Source organism: Enorma timonensis (genome assembly GCF_000321165.1).
Lineage (GTDB): Bacteria > Actinomycetota > Coriobacteriia > Coriobacteriales > Coriobacteriaceae > Enorma.
The window spans coordinates 1-14,754 of sequence record NZ_CAPF01000068.1; the positions used below are offsets into that span (position 1 = coordinate 1).

Sequence of the window (14,754 nt, forward strand, 5' to 3'; positions counted from 1 at the left end):
GCAGCGCCCTCCGGAGCCGCGGCGGACACCGTCCCGGTGCCGCCCGGCTTCGTGGTCGCCGACTCCTTGAGCTGCGTCATGATGTCGTCATAGGAGAGCTCGAGCGAGCGGAGCGCCTCCGCGGCGACGCCCTCCTCTTCCTTCGCGAGCGCGAGCAACAGGTGCTCGGTGCCCACGTTCGTGGTTCCCAGCGCGACCGCCTCCTGCTTCGCGATCGACATGACGCGGCGCGCGCGGTCGGTGAATCTCTCTAACATGCGTAAAACCTCTGCTGTGCTCTGACGATATGTCACACGGATGACGCAGCCGACACGCTGCGCATCCTCCTTGTTTACCCAAAGGCGTCACATCGTAACACAACGCATGGAGAAGCGCTGGGGCACCCTCCCCTAGCGGGCGACGGGCTCGGCGAGCACCGTGCCCTCGGGGAACGCACTGCGGAACGCGAAGCGCGAGAGGGGGCCGGCGATGAGCAGGTTCCACGGAAGTGCTGCGATGAAGTTGAACGGGATGTTCCCCAGCCAGATCGCGGGGATCATGGCGATGTCGCCCGTGTGGGTCACGGCCTCGACCGCGCCGTAGAGCGACATGAAGAGCACCATGGGGAAGACCATCATGGTGCTCACGGCGAGCATGATGGCGAACGGGGCGCTCTTGCCAGGCGTGACCAAGAAGCGGAAGGCGAACCACTTGGCGAAGCGGCTCGCCACCAGCACGTCGAGCGCCATGGCCACGAGGTAGGCGGGCGGGAAGCCCAGCCACGCCTCGGCGACGACGCCCAGATCGAGCTGCCAGCCGTGCACGCGGGCGACGTTGTAGACGGACATGCCCATCACCATGCAGAAGCACATGATGACGGTGAAAATGAGGCTCTCTCGCTTGTTCTGGGGCATCGGGGACATCAATCCTCTCTGAATCGGGTCGTATCGGGCGCCGCCTGCGGTTCTCTGCGAAACGACCGTTCGCCGGTCAAAACCGACCGTTTGCGGCGCTCTGCCACTCTAGCGGAAGAGGCCGCCCCCTCGTAAGCGAAAAGTTTATGGAGATGCGCGCGGCGGCGCGGGCACCCGCCCCCACCAGCGCCGCGAGCACGAGCCTCCAAGATACGGGGAAGCCCCCGGCGCGTTCCCCTGGGCGTCCCGGCCGCGAGGCGATGCCCCGTAGCGAGGACGAGCGAAGGAGAGGCGCCGAGGGCTTCCCGATCGGAGTCAAACGCTCGCGCGATTAGTACATGCCGCCGCCCTGCGCGTTGGCCGTGGCCGCCGCGATGGCGTCTTCGAGCGCGGTGTTCTTCGGCACGTCGGTCACGGTCGCCTCGGTGATGAGGATGAGCGAGGCCACGGACGCGGCGTTCTGCAGCGTGGTGCGGGTGACCTTGACCGGGTCGAGCACGCCCATCTTGATCATGTCGCCCCACTCGCCGTTGGCGGAGTTCAAGCCCTCGCCCGCGGGCAGGGTCGCGACCTTGTCCACCACGACGGCGCCCTCGAAGCCGGCATTCTTCGCGATGGTGGCCACGGGCGCGGTGAGCGCCTTCTTCACGATCTCGATGCCGATCTTCTCCTCGGGGTCATCGTAGGCGATGCCGTCGAGCGCGGGGATGGCGTCCATGAAGGCCACGCCGCCGCCGGCGACGATGCCCTCCTCGACGGCCGCGCGGGTCGCCTGCAGGGCGTCCTCGACGCGGTGCTTGATCTCCTTGAGCTCGGTCTCGGTCGCAGCGCCCACCTTGATGACGGCCACGCCGCCGGAGAGCTTGGCCAGGCGCTCCTGGAGCTTCTCGCGGTCGAAGTCGGAGTCGGTGTGCTCGAGCTCGGCCTTGATCTGCGCCACGCGGGCCTCGATGGCCTCCTTGGAGCCACCGCCGTCGACGATGGTGGTGTTGTCCTTGGTGACGGTGACGGACTTCGCGGTACCGAGCATGTCGGGCATGATGTCCGCGACCTTGATGCCCAGCTCATCGAGGGCAGCCTGGCCGCCGGTGAGGGCGGCGATGTCCTCGAGCATGCGCTTGCGGCGGTCGCCGTAGCCCGGTGCCTTCACCGCGACGACCTGGAGCGCGCCGCGGATCTTGTTGAGCACGAGCGTGGGCAGCGCCTCGCCGTCGATGTCCTCGGCGATGATGAGCAGGCCCTTGCCGGAGCGCTGCACGGCCTCGAGCACGGGCATGATGTCCTGCACGTTCGAAACCTTCTGGTCGGTCATGAGGATGTAGGGGTCGCGGAGCGTGGCCTCCATGCGGTCGTTGTCGGTGACGAAGTACGCGGAGACGTAGCCCTTGTCGAACTGCATGCCCTCGACGGTGTCGATGGTGATGTCGAAGGTCTGGGAGTCCTCGACGGTGATGACGCCGTCCTTGCCCACGACGTCCATGGCGTCGGCGATCTTCTCGCCGACCTTCGGGTCGCCGGCGGAGATGGTGCCGACGGACGCGATCTGCTCCTTGGTCTCGACGGGCTGCGCCTGCTCCTTCATCGCGGCCACGGCGGCGTTCACGGCCTTCTCGATGCCGCGGCGGATGGCGAGCGGGTTGGCGCCGGCGGCCACGTTGCGCAGGCCGTCGTTCACGATGGCCTGGGCGAGCAGGGTCGCGGTGGTGGTGCCGTCACCCACGGTGTCGTTGGTCTTGGTGGCGACCTCCTTCACGAGCTGGGCGCCCATGTTCTCGATGGGATCCTCGAGCTCGACCTCCTTGGCGACGGAGACGCCGTCGTTGGTGATGGTCGGCGCGCCGAAGGAGCGCTGCAGGGCGACGTAGCGGCCCTTGGGGCCCATGGTGACGGTCACGGCGTCGGCGAGCTTGTTGACGCCCTTGGCGAGCTTGGCGCGAGCCGTGGTATCGAAGGTAATATCCTTAGCCATTGTGTTCTTCCTCCAACTGACGATGCTGCATAGAGCCTATGCAAGCGGATGGTTCGGCCTGAGCGGCGACGCTTACTCGACGACGGCGTAGATGTCGTCGGCGCGCATGAGGAGGTAGTCCTCGCCGTCGATCTTGACCTCGTTGCCGCCGAACTTGCCGTAGATCACGGTGTCGCCGGGCTTGACGTCGATGGGCATGCGCTCGCCCTTGTCGTTGAGCTTGCCGGCGCCGACGGCGACGACCTCGCCGCGCTGCGGCTTCTCCTGCGCGTTGCTCGCGATGTACAGGCCGGTCGCGGTCTTCTGCTCCGCAGGCTCCGGCTTGATCAGGACGCGATCACCAAGCGGCTTCAGACTCATACAGGGTTCCTCCTTCGTCGGTTGCGCGAGCGCACGCGGGCCCGCAGCACCATTCCGTTACGTACGCTGTGAATAGTACCCAGCCGCGAGAACTTATACAACTCCATAGCAAAAAATCTTATGATTCGACACTTAGATTTTATGAGTGCCCCCGCGCCGCCATGTAAAATTACCCCAGGGGTATTTTTACATGGCCTCGTAGACGCAGCGACCGCCTACGTAGGTGGCGAGCACGCGCGTGGCCTGGATCTCGTCCGGTGCGCAGGCGGTGAGGTCGCGGTCGAGCGCTACGAAGTCGGCGAACTTGCCGGGCTCGAGGCTCCCCAGCTCGCGCTCGCGGCCGGCGGCGCACGCGCTCCCGAGCGTGTAGTTCCCCAGCGCCTGCGCCATGGGGATGCGCTCGCTCGGCAACCAGCCGCCCGCGGGCTCGTGCGTCACCGGATCCTGGCGCGTCACCGCCGTATAGAGCACGTTCATGCTGGTCACGGGCGTGATGGGCGAATCGGTGCCGAAGGCCTGCTGAACGCCCGCGCGCGCATACGTCGCGAACGGCCACATGATGCGCGCCCGCTCCTCGCCCAGGTCGCGCTCGGGGCCGCCCGGGTCGAGCGTGATGTGGCACGGCTGCGACGAGGCGACGATGCCCAGATCGTGCAGGCGGGCGATGTCGCCGGGCAGCAGGTTCTCGAGATGCTCCAGGGTGTTCCTCCCCTGCGTGGGTAGGCCGAAGCGCGCCCGCGCCTCCTCGAAGATGTCGAGCGCCGCGTGGATGGCGCCGTCACCGATGGTGTGGATGCGCACCGCGTGCCCCCGCTCGGCCGCTGCCAGCACGAGCGCGCGCATGCGCTCCGCACTCACCGTGAGGTGTCCCCGGTCGCCGGGGTAGCGCGGGTTCGCGTACGGCTCGGTAAGGTAGGCGGTGTGCTGGCTCGACACGCCGTCGAAGAACTGCTTGAAGCCCGGCGCCTTGATGAGCGGGCTCGCGTCGGGCGCGCCGTAGCGCTCCTGCAGCCGCTCGAGGCGGGACATGTCGTCGAGCAGCGTCGGGAACAGGTGCGCGCGCAGGGTGAGCGCGCCGCGCGCGTCGAGCGCCTCGTAGATGTCCTCGCGGATGAAGTCGCAGCCGGGCAGCGGCATGAGCGACATGTCGCAGATCGAGGTGATGCCCTGCTCGGCCATGCGCGCCATCTGCTCGGTGTAGGCGCGCTCGAAATCGGCCTGGCTGAGCCACTCGAGCAGGCGCGGTTGGAGCTCCATGGCCGCCGCCTCGCGGATGACGCCCGTGAGCTCGCCCGACGCGTCGCGGTCGTAGATGCCGCCCGCCGGGGGCTCGGAGTCGCGCGTGATGCCGAGCTCCTCGAGCGCGCGGCTGTTCAGCCAGAGCGTGTGGCCGTCGCCCGAGCACATGGCGCAGGGGCGGTCCGGGAACGCCTCGTCGAGCGAGCGCTTCGTGGGCGGCACCGGCGGGTCCCAACGGTAGTCGCGCCAGCCCTGCGTGACCACCCACGCGCCCTCGGGCAGCGTCGCAGCGAACTCGCGCGTGCGCGCCACGAGCTCGGCCTCGCTCTCACCCATGTGCATGAGCACGAAGGGCGAGTTGTAAACCGCCGTGTGGAAGAAGTGCAGGTGGGCGTCGTGGAAACCGGGGCAGATGAAGCGGTCGCCGAAATCCACGACCGGGGTGGCCGCCGGGCATGCGGCGATGACGTCATCCGGAGCGCCCACGTGCGCGATGCGCCCGGCCTCATCCACCGCGAACGCGAGCTCGCGCGGGGCGGTGCAGGAGCGCTCCGCCGTGAACACCCGCTTCGAACGTACGATGAACTTCATACCATCCGCCTTCCTCGTCGTCCCAAACCGGATTGCTTCGCGCGACGGCATATGCGAACCCGTCTGCCATGCGCCGCGCCCTGATGCGTCGTATGCGCCCGGCTCACCCCAAGCGGGCGAGCAGCTGCGCGCGCTCGGCCTGGTCGCGCGGGCACAGCGGCTCGAGCGCCGGGTCCTCGAGCAGGCGGCGCGCCTCGGCGGCGCCCCGGTGCAGCAGCTCATATTCGGCAAGGCGCAGCTGCGCCGACACGCGGTTCAGGTGGTTGTCCGCATACGTGAGGCGCTTGTACATGCGCTCGGCGTCCTTCCGCGTCCACTGGTCGTGCGGGCGCAACAGCTCCTTGTCGCTCTCGTACATGGTCTCGAGCGGAACCGCCCAGGCAGAGGAGCTCGGCAGCTGGCTGCGCAGCGCCTTCAGCTCGGCGAGCGCCTGCTTCGCGCCCGCCGCGTCGCCGAGCGCGTAGCGGCAGAGCAGCTCGAGGCTCGTCTTGCGGATGCCCAGCTTGTCGTGCTTGTCCCGCTGCTCGACGCCCGCGAGGCGCGCGAGGGCGGCCTCGCGTTCGCCGCAATAGTACTCACAGGTCGCGATGTCGTCCTCGAGCACCGCCTTCGAGCGGGCGCGCTTCGCGCCGCGCAGGGAGCGCTCCAGGACGAGGCGCAGCTTCTCGGGGTCGCAATCGTGCGTGAGGATGCCCATGAGCTCGGTGTACTTGATCGTCGTCCACTTGCGGAACAGCACGACGACGAGCCCGATGGCGAAGATGCCGATCGCATAGAAGAACCAGTTGGAGAACGATGCCGCCACGAACGAGAGCACGCCGATGGCGACCACGCCCGCGATCGAGAGCAGGCGGGCGCGAAGGATGTCCGCGGCGTACGCCCGCGAGCAGGCGTCGGCCGTCATGTCCGCGTAGCGGGTGCGCGCGTCGACCCCGCGCAGCTGGTACTTCCCCATGTGTGTCCTTCCCCATCCCATCGCGCGGCGCGGGCGGCGCCGGGGCGGGCACCGTATCCGGCATCGCGCCCGCCGAGCGCATCTGCCGCCGCGCGTACGTTCCCCGCCCCATTCTACGCCATCCCCGCCGCACCGCCGCCCGCCCCGTCCCCGCGCGTGCTACATTAGTGCGGGCGCCCTTCCCCGCCCCGCGCGGCACCGGGAAGGTCGCAGCCCAGTCAGCATGTAGCAGGCGAGGCACGCACGAGGAGACGGTCATGGCAAGCAAGGCGACCCGCACCATCCAAGCGCTCGGCACGGCGGCCGAGCCCTACATCATCGAGCAGCGCCGCTATTTCCACCGCCACCCCGAGCTGAGCCTCCAGGAGTTCGCCACGACCGAGGCCATCGCCCGCGAGCTCGACGCCATGGGCATCCCCTACGAGCGCCCGCTCGCCACGGGGCTCATCGCCACGCTCGCCGGCACCGCGCCGGACGCCTACCACCCGGACGGCACGCCGCGCCGACGCCTGCTCATCCGCGCGGACATCGACGCGCTCGCCGTCACCGAGCGCACGGGCGAGCCGTTCGCCAGCGAGAACGAGGGCGTCATGCACGCCTGCGGCCACGACTGCCACATCGCCATGCAGCTGGGGGCGCTGCGCATCCTCTCCCAGATGCGCGACGAGCTGCACGGCGAGGTGCGCGCCGTGTTCCAGCCCTCCGAGGAGAACGGCGGCGGGTCCGCGCTCATGATCGACGCCGGCGCGTGCGAGGGGGTCGACGGCGCGTACGCGGCGCACATCTGGAGCGAGGTCGAGACCGGCACCATCTCGTGCGAGCCCGGGCCGCGCATGGCGAACACGGATTGGTTCCGCCTGGACATCCGCGGCACGTCCTGCCACGGCGCCATGCCGCAGCGCGGAGCGGACGCCATCATCGCGGCGGCCGAGATCGTGAACAACCTGCAGACCATCGTGAGCCGCGACCTCAGCCCCTACGAGCCCGCCGTGGTGACGGTGGGCGAGCTGCACGGCGGCACGGCGCGCAACGTCATCGCGGGCACGGCCTACCTCACTGGCACGGTGCGCACGTACAGCAAGGCCGCGCACGAGGCCATGCCCAAGCTCATCGAGCGCATCGCCGTGCACACCGCCGCCGCCCTGGGCGCCGAGGCCGAGCTCACCGACTACACCGTGGCGCACGGCGCGGTGGTGAACGACGAGCGCGCCTCCGCGCGGTGCCGGCAGGCGATCGTCGAGGTGCTCGGCGAGGAGGCCGTGGGGCGCTACCGCGGCACGCTCTCCGGCGAGGACTTCTCGCGCTACCTCGAGCTCGTGCCCGGCGTGCTCGCCTTCGTGGGCACGCGCAACCCCGCCCTCGGGGCCACGTTCGCCCAGCATTCGTGCTTCTACAAGGTGGACGAGAGCGTCCTCGCGAAGGGCGCCATGCTCTGCGCCCAGTACGCCGTCGACTTCCTTGCCGAACATGTAAAATAACCCCAGGGGTATTTTTACATGTTGGGGTGATGTGGCCATGCGTGCCTCCCGTCGTTGCATCCGTATGCTCGCGCTGCTCGTCGGCTGCTTGCTGCTTGCCGGCGGAGCACTCTTCCTCGCGGGTTGCTCGAACCTCGGCGAGTTCGACGCATCGGCCGTGACGCGACAGGCGGAGCGCTACTACGAGCGCAAGTACGGCGAGCGCACGAAGGTGCTCGACATCTGGGAGGACCGCTCGTTCCAGCTCTTCTCCGACCAGTCGAGCGGCAGGGCCTTCTGCACCATGGAGGACGGCTCCACGGTGCTCGTGGATTTCGAAGCGGGCGTCATCGGCGACAACCGGCAGCAGGACGAGATCGTGGCGGCGTACGAGCAGCGCTTCCGCGACGCGCTCGAGGACGGCACGCGGCAGCTCGAAGCGTCCGGGTACACCGTCGACCGCCTGCTCATCAACGGCTCTTCGCCCAACCAAGCGGGGTTTCTCAGCGGGCGCATCTCCCCGTGGACGTGGCAGCGGGACGAGGACGCCGCCGAGCAGACGGGCTCGTTCTTCTATACACGCTATACCGGGGACGAGGACTTCTTCGCGGAGGAGGCGCCGCGCGTCAACCTGGGGTCGCCCGTGGTCTGGGTGGAGCTCAGCGGCCCCCACGCCAGCTATGAGGGCGGGTTCCCCATGGACGTCCCGGAGCAGCCCGAGTGGGTCGAGCCCCTCGACGAGCTGTGCCGCTCGCTGCTTCCGCTCACCGACGGCGACCCGGAGACCAGGGTGCAGGTCTACCAGGCGGGATACCTCGAAGGCGGTGCCGAAGGGTGCGGAAAGCTCGGGGAGCTCAACCCGTTCGGCGCCGCGGACGGGGCGGGCGACTGGCTCATCGTCGACTGGATTCCCCTCGGCCACGGGGTGTACGCCACCTCCGACGAGCCGGGCGTGCGCCTGCGCGCCGACGACCTCTCGCTGCGCGTGGATGCCAATGCCTATACCTTTGACGAACTGCGGGACTCGGGCAGCCTGGTCGAGCGCGAGGGTCGCCCGCTTCAACCCGAGGCCTTCGAGGTCTACCAGCTCGAGCCTGCCGCGGCTGTCTTCTCCTCGGCTCCCTCGGACGTGCAGGAGCACGGCTGGTTCAACATCGCGATCGCCTACGACAACGGCGCGGTGGCAAGCGAGCTCGCGCAGCGTGGCGTCGAGACGCAGGCCCTCTACCCTTCGCTCTACTCCATCGAGCCCAATCCCGCTGCAGCGGAGCACGAGGACGAGCCGCCCTACGAGATCGGCATGATGCGCGCCGAGACGCTCGAGAACGGCTTCCAATACCGCACCGCCACGCTGAGCGCCACCGAGCCGCTGACCCTCGCCCGCATGTAAATTTACCCCAGGGGTATTTTTACATCGCTATTCCTCCAGGCTGCGCACAAGGCTGAGCCGGACGACCTTGAGCTGCACGTCCCCGGTCTTTTCGTCCGCGCACTCCATGCACGCCCACACGTCGTCGACGTCCACGAGCGTGCCGCTCAGGCGCACGGCCCCGATGCCCGCGACGAACTCGTCGAACACGAGGGTGCAGGGCTGCCCCAGGCGGCCTTTCAGCAGCGCGATCAAGCTCGACGTGTGGCGCTCCTCGCCGCCAACGAGCCGGCGGAGGTACTTCTTCGACGGCATCGCCGCGATGAGGTAGACCATCATCGGGAACAGCGCCCAAGCCATGACCTCCATGCGATCACCCCCGCTCCACGACGACGCTCGCCACGTCGGCCGCATCGATGAGCGTCACCACCGGCTGGCTCGCGACCTTGGGGCTGCCCAGGCGGGAGGTCTTCTGCACATAGGACACGCGCAGCCAGCTCTCGGTCACGCCGAGCAGCTCGGCACCCGTCACGGCACCGCGGTCGTCATCGTCCATGAAGCCGATGGTCACGCGCTTGCCCACGAGGCGCTCGAGCACATGGAGGTCGCGATGGGCGCCGCGCCCGGAGCTCACGACGCTCACCTCGTCGTTCGCGAGGTCGTCAAGCGTCACGCCGTAGAGCTTGGCGAGAGCGGCGGCCTTGTCGAGCGCCGGCGCGCCCTGGCCCTGCTCCCAGTTGCTCACCGTCTGGCGCGTGACGTCGATGGCCGAGGCCACCTCCTGCTGGCTCATCCCGCTCCGCTTGCGCAGCGCGAGCAGCTTGTCCTTGATCATGCGGCCTCCTTAACCGGACGGGCGCCCGTTGCGGCGCGGCCCCACCGTGTTCCTCTACATTCCCAGCTCAGACGGTTCCGCGCAAGCAAATGCGCTTGACATCTTGTCAATTTGACCGTGCAGCCCATGTAAAAATACCCCTAGGGTGTTTTTACATGAAACGGGCGGGCAGCCGAGGCCACCCGCCCGCATGTGCAGCAGCTGTAACAAAACCCCTGGGGTGGTTGTACATCAGTCGCGGCGGCCGAAGAGCGCCAGCAGGCGGATGAACACGTTGATGATGTCCAGGTAGAGCTCGATGGCGTACCAGAGCGCGTTGTTGAGCGTGGGCGCCGCCGTGGAGGCGCGGTGCACGTCGTAGCCGATGAAGCCGCAGAAGAGCAGGATCACCACGATGTCCGTCGCGGTCTGCCGCACGCCGAAGATCGCGAGCACGAGCTCGATCACGATGATGGCGAGGAGGCCCGTGAAGAGCACGCCCTGGATGCGTTCGAAGAACCGGGGGAACATGATGCCCGCGGCGCCGAACACGATCATGATGCCGGCGGTCGCGGAGAACGCGACCGAGATGGTCTGCATGTCGTAGGCGGCGAGCACGAGCGAGGTGGTGAACCCGAACGTCAGGGTGAAGATCGCGTAGCCCACGAGGCCGAGCGTGAGGTTATCCTTGGCGCGGCCGATGCTCATCGCGACGATGCCGCCGATGCTCGCCACGAGGCTGCCGATCTGGAACAGCATGGCGTTGCGCATGAAGAACATCAGGAACTCGTAGGTGCCGGTGATGTAGGAGCACGCCGCCATGATGACGAACGAGAGCACCACGAATCCGGTGAGCACGATGTTGTACAGGCGGCGCGAGATGAGCCGCGGGGCGGGGCCCTGCTGGTAGATGGGGCCGCCATATTGCTGGTACTGCTGAGACTGGTACCGTTCGACTTCGTTCATACTTCCTCCGATCGGTGCGGGCACGTCGCGCCCGATTCTGGACAGTGTACCCCATATCGCGCATGCCATGCGCCCGGGACGACAGGTTAGATGGGTTGGTTGGGGGTTGGTTGGGGACGTGTTCCTTTCAACCCCTTTTTTCCAATCAACCCATCACCGTGAGTAAAAAAGGGGTTGAAAGGAACACGTCCCCAACCAACCCCCTCCCCCTCAGGCGTTAGCTCAACTCGAGCATGCCGGTGTAGAGCTGGTAGTAGCGGCCGCGCAGGGCGAGGAGCTCGTCGTGGCTGCCGCGCTCCACCACGCGCCCGTGCTCGAGCACGATGATCGCGTCGGCGTCGCGCACGGTGGAGAGCCGGTGCGCGATCACGAAGGTCGTGCGCCCGCGCATGAGCTGGTCCATGCCGCGGCCGATGAGCATCTCGGTGCGCGTGTCGATGCTCGAAGTCGCCTCGTCCAGGATGAGCACGGGCGGGTCGGCCACCGCGGCGCGGGCGATGGCCAGAAGCTGCCGCTGCCCCTGCGAGAGGTTCGCGCCGTCCGAGGTCACCATCGTGTCGTAGCCGTCCGGCAGGCGGCGGATGAAGCTGTCGGCGTTCGCGATCCTCGCCGCCGCGCGCACCTCCTCGTCCGTGGCGTCGAGCTTGCCGAAACGGATGTTGTCGGCGATCGTGCCGGTGAAGAGGTGCGTGTCCTGCAGCACGATGCCCAAGCTCCCGCGCAGCGCGGCCTTCGAGATGTTCTTCACGTTGATGCCGTCGTAGGTGATCTCGCCCTCCTGCACGTCGTAGAAGCGGTTGATAAGGTTCGTGATGGTGGTCTTGCCGGCGCCCGTGGAGCCCACGAAGGCGATCTTCTGTCCGGGCTTCGCGAAGAGGTTGATGCAGTGGAGCACCTCATGACCCTCGTCGTAGCCGAAGGACACGTCGTGGAAGCGCACGTCGCCGCGCAGGGGGACGAGCCCCGTCGCGAGCACGGTGCCGTCCGCACCGAGCGCCGTCTGCTGCACGCGCGCGCCCATCTCCGCCGCTGCAGGTGCGCCGAGCGCGTCCTCCCCCACAGCGCCGTCGGAAGCGCCCGCGCCGCCGCCTGCCGCACCGCCGGCCGCGCCTGCAGCAACCGCGCCCTCACCCGCCGCCACCGGCACGAGCGCGCCCCACGCGCCCACGCCGTAACCGTCCGGGATCCGCCACGCCCATGCATCGTCGCCCGTCCGCACGAGCTCCACGCGGCCGTCGTCCACCTCGGGCGCCTCATGCATCACGGCGAACACGCGCTCCGCGCCGGCAAGCGCCGAGAGCAGGAAGTTCGACTGCTGGGTGAACTGGTTGATGGGCATGGCCGTCTGCCGCACGAACACGAGGTAGCTCGCGAGCACGCCCACGTCCGTCCAGCCGTTGATGGCCATCCAGCCGCCGAGCACCGCCACGATCGCGTAGTTCATGTAGCTGATGGACACGACCGCGGGCACCATCGAGGCCGCATACGACTGCGCGCTCGTGCCCGCCACGCGCAGGCGCTCGTTCTTCTCGCGGAAGGCGAAAAGGTTGGCGTGCTCGTGGTTGAACACCTTCACGACCTTCTGCCCGCCGAGCATCTCCTCGATGTACCCGTCGAGCTCGCCGAGCACCCCCTGCTGCCGCTGGTAGAACGCGCGGCTCTTCTTCGTGGAGTACCCGATGTAGGTGAACATGCAGATATAGCCCAGCACCACGATGAGCGAGAGCTGCCAGTTGAGCACGAAGATCATGACGAGCGTGCCCACGATCTGGATGAACGTCTGGATGACCATCGCGAAGCTGTTGTTCATGGCCTCGGCCACGGTGTCGACGTCGTTCGTAAAGTAGCTCATGACGTCGCCGCGGTTATGGCTATCGAAGAAGCGCAGCGGCAGCGTCTGGATGTGCGCGAAAAGGTCGCGCCGGATTTCGACGAGCACGCGCTGCGCCGCATGCACCATGAGCTGAGTGTAGCCGAACGCCGCGAGCACGCCCACGCCGTAGATGCAGGCGGTGAGCACGACGCCGCGCACGAAGTCGCCGTACGCGCCCGCGGCGAGCGCGTCGACCACCGGCCGGATCATGTACGTGCCCAGAAGGTTCGCCGCGGCGGATGTGGCGACGAGCACCGCCACCGCGCCGAACATGAGCTTGTGCCGGCCGAGGTACGAGAGCAGCTCGCGTACCGTAGCGCGCAGGTTCTTGGGCTTGTTGCCGGGTGCAGCCATCAGCGCGCACCCCCTTCCCTATCAAACGATGCGCCGGGTGATAATTTGGTGTCAGACACCTTTTTATCATCGGGCGCAGCAGATGATAAAAAGGTGTCTGACACCAAATTATCACCGGGCGCCGACGTATCGCCGCCGCGCGTCTGGGACGCGTAGATCTCCTGGTAGATGCTATCGGTCGCGAGCAGCTCCCCGTGGGTGCCCACGGCGTGCACGCGCCCGTCGTCGAGCACGACGATCTGGTCCGCGTCCTGCACGGAGCCCACGCGCTGCGCGATGATGATCTTCGTGACGCCCGTGAGGCGGCTGAGGTTCTGGCGGATGCTCGCGTCCGTGGCCGTGTCGACGGCGCTCGTGGAGTCGTCGAAGATGATGACCTTCGGCCGCTTGAGCAGGGCGCGGGCGATGCACAGGCGCTGCTTCTGCCCGCCCGAGACGTTCACGCCGCCCTGGCCGAGGTCGTAATCGATACCGCCGGGCAAGCGGTCGAGGAACTCGTCCACCCGCGCCTGCCGGCACGCCTCGAGCAGCTCCTCCTCGGCCGCCTTGCCGTCGCCCCACATGAGGTTCTCGCGCACCGTGCCGCTGAACAGCACGTTCTTCTGCAACACGATCGCCACGGCATCGCGCAGCGCCGCAAGGTCGTAGGCACGCACGTCGTGCCCGCCCACGAGCACGGCGCCCTCCGTGACGTCGTAGAGGCGCGGGATGAGCTGCACGAGCGTGGTCTTGCCGCTGCCGGTGCCGCCCAGGATGCCCACCGTGGAGCCAGCCGCGATGGAGAGGTTCACGTGCTCGAGCGCGCACTCGCGGGCGTCCGCGCGGTACTTGAACGACACGTCGCGGAACTCGATGGAGCCGTCCGGCACCTCCTCGAGCGCGTGCTCGGGCGAGGCGAGATCGATGGGTTCGTCGAGCACCTCGCAGATGCGGTGAATGCTCGCGAGCGACCGCGTGAGCAGCAGAAACACGTTCGAGATCATGATGAGCGAGTTCAGGATCTGCAACACGTAGGAGAGGAAGCCCGTGAGCTCGCCCACCTCGAGCGCGCCGCCCAAGATCATCTGGCCGCCGAACCACATGATGAGCGTCGTGGCCGTATACATGGACGTGTAGAGCACGGGCATGTTGAGCACCGCGAAGCGGAACGTGTGCTCGCTCGTGGCGGCAAGCCCCTGGTTCACGCGGCGGAACTGCTCGCATTCGTAGTCGCCGCGCACGTAGGCCTTCACGGCGCGCACGGCGGTGAGCATCTCCTGCACCACGTCGTTGAGCTTGTCGACCGTCGCCTGCAGCACGCCGTAGAGCGGCCCCACGCGGCGCACGATGAGCGCCATCGAGATCGCCATGACAGGCGCCACGACCACGAACACGAGCGCGAGCTCGGCGTTGAGGTAGAACGCGAGGATGAAGCCGATGATGAGCATCACCGGCCCGCGCACCATGGGGCGGAAGCCCGCGTTGAGGGCGTTCTGGATCACCGTGACGTCGGTGGTCATGCGCGTGACGAGCGAGGACGTCTCGAAATGGTCGAGGTTCGCGAAGCTATAGTCCTGCACGCGCTCGTACTCCGCCGCGCGCAGGCGCGCACCGAGCCCGTAGGTCGCGCGCGCCGCGAAGCGGGCGTACGCGAGGCCCGTGATGAGCGAGAGCAAAGCGCAGATAGCCATGTAGACGCCCTGGCGGAAGATGAAGTCGAGGTCGCGGCCGGCCACGCCCACGTCGATGATGTCAGCCATGAGGATGGGGATGACCATCTCGAAGGCGCTCTCCACGACGACGAGCAGGATGCCCATGATGGCATCGCGGCGGTACGGGCCGAGGTAGGATACGATGCGGCGAAACTCATGCATGGGCGGGCACCCCCTCGGGGGCGGTGCCGGCGGCAGGCGCCGCGGCGTAGGCGGCCTCGCA

13 protein-coding genes are annotated in these 14,754 nt (G+C 67.8%); 2 read left to right on the forward strand and 11 right to left on the reverse strand.

Annotation, left to right across the window (positions count from 1 at the left end; genetic code table 11):
- From BN423_RS10830 to BN423_RS08190, 6 genes are all read right to left on the reverse strand, one after another.
- A partial coding sequence (locus BN423_RS10830) for a Clp protease N-terminal domain-containing protein (protein WP_043359895.1) occupies nucleotides 1–257 on the reverse strand: 257 nt, incomplete at its 3' end.
- Nucleotides 258–389: 132 nt separating this feature from the next.
- Nucleotides 390–893, reverse strand: coding sequence for a hypothetical protein (locus BN423_RS08170; protein WP_019239767.1), 504 nt, complete (start codon nucleotides 891–893; stop codon nucleotides 390–392).
- Nucleotides 894–1,224: 331 nt separating this feature from the next.
- Nucleotides 1,225–2,862, reverse strand: a complete 1,638-nt coding sequence (gene groL / locus BN423_RS08175; protein WP_019239768.1) for a chaperonin GroEL — start codon at nucleotides 2,860–2,862, stop codon at nucleotides 1,225–1,227.
- A 72-nt stretch (nucleotides 2,863–2,934) separates the two neighbouring features.
- A complete protein-coding gene (gene groES / locus BN423_RS08180) occupies nucleotides 2,935–3,222 on the reverse strand; it encodes a co-chaperone GroES (RefSeq protein ID WP_019239769.1) in 288 nt (95 codons plus the stop codon).
- Between the two features lie 186 nt (nucleotides 3,223–3,408).
- The gene (locus tag BN423_RS08185) at nucleotides 3,409–5,052 is read right to left on the reverse strand and encodes an amidohydrolase (protein WP_019239770.1); all 1,644 of its coding nucleotides are present in this window, start codon (nucleotides 5,050–5,052) and stop codon (nucleotides 3,409–3,411) included.
- 103 nt (nucleotides 5,053–5,155) lie between these two features.
- Complete coding sequence (locus tag BN423_RS08190; RefSeq protein WP_019239771.1) at nucleotides 5,156–6,007, reverse strand: hypothetical protein; 852 nt, start codon at nucleotides 6,005–6,007, stop codon at nucleotides 5,156–5,158.
- A 257-nt stretch (nucleotides 6,008–6,264) separates the two neighbouring features.
- On the opposite strand from BN423_RS08190, the gene BN423_RS08195 reads away from it, so the two are divergent.
- A complete protein-coding gene (locus BN423_RS08195; RefSeq protein ID WP_019239772.1) occupies nucleotides 6,265–7,485 on the forward strand; it encodes an amidohydrolase in 1,221 nt (406 codons plus the stop codon).
- Nucleotides 7,486–7,522: 37 nt separating this feature from the next.
- A complete protein-coding gene (locus BN423_RS08200; protein WP_232385543.1) occupies nucleotides 7,523–8,854 on the forward strand; it encodes a hypothetical protein in 1,332 nt (443 codons plus the stop codon).
- 27 nt (nucleotides 8,855–8,881) lie between these two features.
- On the opposite strand, the gene BN423_RS08205 is transcribed toward BN423_RS08200, so the two are convergent.
- The 5 genes from BN423_RS08205 to BN423_RS08225 form a co-directional block, all read right to left on the reverse strand.
- A complete protein-coding gene (locus BN423_RS08205; RefSeq protein WP_019239774.1) occupies nucleotides 8,882–9,202 on the reverse strand; it encodes a hypothetical protein in 321 nt (106 codons plus the stop codon).
- 4 nt (nucleotides 9,203–9,206) lie between these two features.
- The gene (locus BN423_RS08210; RefSeq protein ID WP_019239775.1) at nucleotides 9,207–9,668 is read right to left on the reverse strand and encodes a helix-turn-helix transcriptional regulator; all 462 of its coding nucleotides are present in this window, start codon (nucleotides 9,666–9,668) and stop codon (nucleotides 9,207–9,209) included.
- A 231-nt stretch (nucleotides 9,669–9,899) separates the two neighbouring features.
- A complete protein-coding gene (locus BN423_RS08215; protein WP_019239776.1) occupies nucleotides 9,900–10,613 on the reverse strand; it encodes a Bax inhibitor-1 family protein in 714 nt (237 codons plus the stop codon).
- Between the two features lie 217 nt (nucleotides 10,614–10,830).
- Nucleotides 10,831–12,840 (reverse strand): ABC transporter ATP-binding protein, encoded by a 2,010-nt coding sequence (locus BN423_RS08220; protein WP_019239777.1) that lies wholly within the window; start codon nucleotides 12,838–12,840, stop codon nucleotides 10,831–10,833.
- Complete coding sequence (locus BN423_RS08225; RefSeq protein ID WP_019239778.1) at nucleotides 12,840–14,693, reverse strand: ABC transporter ATP-binding protein; 1,854 nt, start codon at nucleotides 14,691–14,693, stop codon at nucleotides 12,840–12,842. The genes BN423_RS08220 and BN423_RS08225 overlap by 1 nt, the downstream gene beginning before the upstream one ends.
- Between the last annotated feature and the right edge of the window lie 61 nt (nucleotides 14,694–14,754).

Bases quoted from the DNA above. Each gene is read 5' to 3' on its own strand.
- BN423_RS08170 (WP_019239767.1), bottom strand. From the start codon at position 893: ATGCCCCAGAACAAGCGAGAGAGCCTCATTTTCACCGTCATCATGTGC.
- groL (WP_019239768.1), bottom strand. From the start codon at position 2,862: ATGGCTAAGGATATTACCTTCGATACCACGGCTCGCGCCAAGCTCGCC.
- groES (WP_019239769.1), bottom strand. From the start codon at position 3,222: ATGAGTCTGAAGCCGCTTGGTGATCGCGTCCTGATCAAGCCGGAGCCT.
- BN423_RS08185 (WP_019239770.1), bottom strand. From the start codon at position 5,052: ATGAAGTTCATCGTACGTTCGAAGCGGGTGTTCACGGCGGAGCGCTCC.
- BN423_RS08190 (WP_019239771.1), bottom strand. From the start codon at position 6,007: ATGGGGAAGTACCAGCTGCGCGGGGTCGACGCGCGCACCCGCTACGCG.
- BN423_RS08195 (WP_019239772.1), top strand. From the start codon at position 6,265: ATGGCAAGCAAGGCGACCCGCACCATCCAAGCGCTCGGCACGGCGGCC.
- BN423_RS08200 (WP_232385543.1), top strand. From the start codon at position 7,523: ATGCGTGCCTCCCGTCGTTGCATCCGTATGCTCGCGCTGCTCGTCGGC.
- BN423_RS08205 (WP_019239774.1), bottom strand. From the start codon at position 9,202: ATGGAGGTCATGGCTTGGGCGCTGTTCCCGATGATGGTCTACCTCATC.
- BN423_RS08210 (WP_019239775.1), bottom strand. From the start codon at position 9,668: ATGATCAAGGACAAGCTGCTCGCGCTGCGCAAGCGGAGCGGGATGAGC.
- BN423_RS08215 (WP_019239776.1), bottom strand. From the start codon at position 10,613: ATGAACGAAGTCGAACGGTACCAGTCTCAGCAGTACCAGCAATATGGC.
- BN423_RS08220 (WP_019239777.1), bottom strand. From the start codon at position 12,840: ATGGCTGCACCCGGCAACAAGCCCAAGAACCTGCGCGCTACGGTACGC.
- BN423_RS08225 (WP_019239778.1), bottom strand. From the start codon at position 14,693: ATGCATGAGTTTCGCCGCATCGTATCCTACCTCGGCCCGTACCGCCGC.